Origin of the sequence: Photorhabdus cinerea (assembly GCF_011189575.1) — a bacterium.
Classification (GTDB): Bacteria; Pseudomonadota; Gammaproteobacteria; order Enterobacterales; family Enterobacteriaceae; genus Photorhabdus; species Photorhabdus cinerea.
In genome coordinates this window covers 1-4,641 of the sequence record NZ_PUJW01000068.1, presented here as the reverse complement: position 1 = coordinate 4,641, position 4,641 = coordinate 1, and the positions used below count along the sequence as shown (strand labels likewise).

Annotated in this window: 4 protein-coding genes and 2 pseudogenes; all 6 read left to right on the top strand. The window is 48.9% G+C overall.

All coding sequences use genetic code 11. From position 1 onward, the window contains the following. Nucleotides 1-212: pseudogene (locus C5469_RS22235) on the top strand (RNA polymerase subunit sigma-70); the annotation flags it as partial. Next, the gene (locus tag C5469_RS22230) at nucleotides 184-2,163 is read left to right on the top strand and encodes a phage terminase large subunit family protein (protein WP_166310809.1); all 1,980 of its coding nucleotides are present in this window, start codon (nucleotides 184-186) and stop codon (nucleotides 2,161-2,163) included. The pseudogene C5469_RS22235 and the gene C5469_RS22230, both read left to right, overlap by 29 nt. A gap of 16 nt (nucleotides 2,164-2,179) precedes the next feature. Continuing rightward, complete coding sequence (locus tag C5469_RS22225; RefSeq protein WP_166310807.1) at nucleotides 2,180-2,446, top strand: hypothetical protein; 267 nt, start codon at nucleotides 2,180-2,182, stop codon at nucleotides 2,444-2,446. 120 nt (nucleotides 2,447-2,566) lie between these two features. After that, nucleotides 2,567-2,830, top strand: a complete 264-nt coding sequence (gpW, locus tag C5469_RS22220) for a gpW family head-tail joining protein (RefSeq protein WP_166310805.1) — start codon at nucleotides 2,567-2,569, stop codon at nucleotides 2,828-2,830. Continuing rightward, nucleotides 2,830-4,470 (top strand): phage portal protein, encoded by a 1,641-nt coding sequence (locus C5469_RS22215; protein ID WP_166310803.1) that lies wholly within the window; start codon nucleotides 2,830-2,832, stop codon nucleotides 4,468-4,470. Before gpW ends, C5469_RS22215 begins: the two co-directional genes overlap by 1 nt. After that, nucleotides 4,470-4,641: pseudogene (locus C5469_RS23890) on the top strand (S49 family peptidase); the annotation flags it as partial. The gene C5469_RS22215 and the pseudogene C5469_RS23890, both read left to right, overlap by 1 nt.

Sequence of the window (4,641 nt, the reverse complement as noted above, 5' to 3'; positions counted from 1 at the left end):
TGCCGTATAAAGACATGATTGAGGCTGTCGGGCAAGAGTATTCAAGAATGCGCACTCGCTTAATCGCTATTGCTCCTGAACACGGTCCTCGTCTACGTGTCTTGGCCTCCACCACTAATGATACGGAATTTGTTCAAGCGTTACAGGAGGTGGTTTACGAGGCGATGGAGGAATTAAGCCTTGATGATAGTAAACAACGAGGAGAAAGCTAATGCCTCCGCTTGGCAAAATTTCACACAAGAGTTATATAAACGTCGTTCTGATATCCGGCCTCCTGAGCCACTTTCGCTAAGTGCATGGGCCAATAAATACGCTGTACTGTCAAAAGAAACCAGCGCACAAACGGGAAGATTCCGATCTTTTGCTTATCAAGACGGCATGATGGATGCTATCACAGACCCATCAGTTACCTATGTATCAGTCATGAAATCAGCGCGTGTCGGATACACCAAAATTCTCGATCACGTAGTGGGTTATTATCTGGCGCATGACCCTTCTCCCATTCTGGTCGTGCAACCTCGTGTTGAAGATGCGGAGGATTACAGTAAAACCGAGATTGCGCCAATGCTGCGTGATACCCCAGTGTTGGCTGAAATCTCTGGTGACCCCAAAGCCAAAAACAGTAATCAGACTATTCTGAAAAAGACGTTTTTGAATGGCGCCAATCTGACACTGGTAGGAGCTAACAGCCCGGGCGGGTTTCGTCGTATTACTTGCCGGATTATCTTGTTTGATGAAGTGGATGGGTACCCGTCTGGCGGTGCTGGGGTTGAAGGTGATCAGATAGCACTGGGTACAAAGCGTTCTGAAACATTTTGGAACCGCAAAATCGTATTGGGTTCAACCCCGACAGTAAAAGGAACTAGCCGCATTGAAAAGTCGTTCGGCGATAGTGACCAGCGTTATTACTATGTCCCATGCCCTCACTGCGGCGAATATCAAATATTAGAGTGGGGTGGTCCCGATACGCCATATGGGATCAAGTGGGACAAGGACGAAAACGGCAATGGTTTGCCGGATACCGCTTACTATGTTTGTCGTCATAACGGTTGCATGATCCATCACAACGAAAAACCCGGCATTGTGAAGCGCGGAGAGTGGCGAGCGACAAAGCCATTTAAAGGCCATGCCGGTTTTCATATTTGGGCGGGTTACAGCTTATTCCCCAATGCCGCGTGGAAATACTTAGTTGCTGAATGGCTGAGGGTGAAAAATGACCCCTTGATGCGCCAGACATTTATTAACCTTGTGCTGGGTGAACCTTATGAAGACCGCGGAGAGAAAGCATTGAGTGAAAGAAAACTGCTTGAACGTTGTGAAGTCTTTGCCGCTGAGGTCCCGGATGGCGTGGCTGTTTTGACGGCGGGTATTGATACGCAAGATGACAGATTCGAAATTGAAATTGTCGGGTGGGGCCGCAATGAAGAAAGCTGGTCAATTGCTTATGATGTCATTGAAGGTGATCTGGAAACCGATGAACCCTGGAAACGTTTGGATGCTTACCTGAAACAAATTTGGCGACGGGCTGACGGGCGGGGTTTTACTATCATGGCGGCATGTATGGATTCAGGCGGACACCACACGCAGCAAGTTTACGAATTCTCAAAAGCCAGAATAGGGCGCCGGGTATGGGCCATTAAAGGTGAATCAGCACGCGGCGGTAAGCGTTCCCCTGTCTGGCCGACCAAAAAACCTACACCGCGTACCAAGTCAAGTTTCAAGCCCATTATTCTCGGTGTTAATGCGGCAAAAGATACTATCCGTGGCCGGTTACATATCGATCCCCCGCCACCCGGTGAAGCATCAGCCAGTTATATGCATTTCCCGGCAGATAGGGACCTGAATTATTTCAGTCAACTTTTGGCAGAGCGCTCCGTATTAAAAGAGTCAGGCGGGCAGCGCTTCCGAGTGTGGGAGCAATTGCCGGGCCGGGCTAACGAGGCGCTTGACTGCCGCGTATATGCGTATGCTGCGTTATGCGGGCTATTGCATATGGGGTTGAAACTGAATGCGTTAGTTACAAGCATCACAGAAAATCCGGGCAGATTATTGCCAGCGCCCGCAGAACCGGAAGAAAAAATCAGCTTGCAATATCCCGGCGTTATTATTCAAGAGCCGGAAAAACCGAAACGAAAAAGCTTGTCTCAACTTTTACCGTCTTAGTTGTGGGGTGCCACATATGAAGCTTAATGTTACCGATGAAAGCCAAGGGCCTTTCTGTACTGATGATATAGACAGGCTAGTTTTACCATTAGACAAAATGGTGATTGATAAAGCTTTATTTAAACAGCTTATTAAGTTTGTTCTCAACGCTCCTGATTTTGGCGGTCATCTTGCTACTGTCGATATTAATCCGACTACCGCAGCGACAAATGAAATAACGATGACTCTTGAGCCATCTGATTTTCTTTTTCGTCTTGATGCCGCACTCAGGGCATGCGGGTAATTCGATTTCGTGATCATCAAATATTGACATATTGCCCCCTTTTTAAATAAGCGGTTCATATTTACCACTATTGTAGTGGTCCCTGAAATACGGACAGCCACTTTCCTGATAAGGATCACTATGTTTAATCCAAAAACTAGCTTGCTGGCGGGTGCAATGACGCGCGAGCAATTGCAAGATGCACTAACCAAAGCACAGCAAGCCTACATTGATTTGGCATCTGGGCAACGCGGCGTTTCGTTTTCATACACACAGGGAGACGGCACCCGCTCAGTGTCCTATCAGCAATCATCAATGGCCGATTTGATGGCGCTGATTCAATTACTACAGGCACAACTCGGTATCGTAGCCCGGCCACGTCGCCCGGTAAGGTTTAGGTTCTGATGAATACAGTGAGAATTTTAGGACCGGACGGGCAACCGCTGCCACCCTCTCGACAAAAAATGTCTATGCTAGTCGGCGGTAGTCGTGTGCCCTATGACGCGGCTGATTCGTCTAGTGATCAGCTGGCAAACTGGCAACCGGCGCTGTGGTCACCCGACAATGAAATCAATATTTATCGTGACCGCATTGTTTCGCGTGTCCGCGACTTAGCGCGTAATGACGGCTGGGCCAGTGGCACGATCACACGGGTTCTTGATAATGCGGTTGGGGCTAATTTCCGACCTATCATTAAGCCTGATTACCGGATGTTGGCGCTGGTGACCGGTAATAAAGCTTTTGATGCTACTTGGGCGGACGAATACGGGAAAGTCGTAGAAGCTCACTGGCGTAGTTGGGCCAATGATCCCGGTCGTTATTGTGACGTGGAGCGTCAGCAAACTGTTTCCCAAATGTTGCGATTAGCGTTCAGACATAAACTATTAGACGGGGATGCACTGGCTATTCTGCAATATCGACCGGATAGGCTTGGTCCTGGACGTGGGCATTATGCAACAACAGTTCAGATTGTAGATCCTGACCGACTCAGTAACCCGCAACAGAATTTTGATATGCCGCATATCAGAGGTGGTGTAGAGATAGATGCTGACGGCGCTCCTACGTTTTACCATATCCGGGAAGCCCATATTGGCGATTGGTGGAGTGGTGCAAAAACGATGACATGGGAGCGTATACCGCGTGAAACAGCGTGGGGACGCCCGCATGTTGTGCATGATTTTGATCACGAGCGCGGAGCACAACACAAGGGTAACGGCATCTTAACGCCGGTTGTTCAGCGCCTGAAGATGCTGATTAAATATGACCAGTCAGAGCTTGAAGCCGCTATTTTGAATGCGATTTTCGGCGCTTATATTGAGTCACCGTATGATCCTGCATTAGTTGAAGCGGCATTGGGCGAAAGTGAGGATGAGAATTTAGGCGCATATCAACAGGGACGCGTCGAGTTTCACAATGATCGTCGTATGTCTTTGCAGAATGGGGCGCGTATCCCAATTATGTATCCCGGCGAGAAGATAACAACAGTGAATGCTGCACGGCCACACAGCAACTTTGAAGGCTTTGAAAGCGCAGCACTACGCAATATTGCAGCAGCAACCGGGCTGTCTACTCAGCAAGTGACACAAGACTGGTCTGATGTGAACTACAGTTCAGCTCGTTCTGCCATGTTAGAAGCGTGGAAAACCTTAACTCGGCGTCGCGCTGATTTTTCAATCGGCTTTGCTCAACCTATCTTGACCGCGTTTATTGAAGAAATTCACGACATAGAAGATTTACCGTTGCCAGCTGGTGCTCCAGATTTTCTGGAAGCGCGGGCAGCCTATTGTCGTGCCCAATGGATGGGACCGGGCCGGGGTTGGGTAGATCCTGTTGCGGAGAAAAAAGGGGCGATCCTCGGAATGGATGCCGGGCTTTCTACTCTTGAGATGGAAGCCGCAGAAAACGCCGGTGAAGACTGGGAAGAGATGCTCGATCAGCGTAAGCGTGAACTCGATGCGTTTAAAGAACGGGGTTTGACTCCGCCGAGTTGGGCGCAACTGGATACTCCTGCTGATAAAACTATTCAAGATCCGAAGGTAGAGTAATGAATTTACCCCATTTGGCACAACGATTATTCAATACTCCGCTAGCATTACATCCGCGCAAAGCTGAAGTCGTGATGGCCGCACTGACTGACCGGTTCGGCATCACGCGGATTAATGCCATGTCAGATTGGGACGATGACGGCAGTTTTTCACGTCCTAAAAACGATGCCG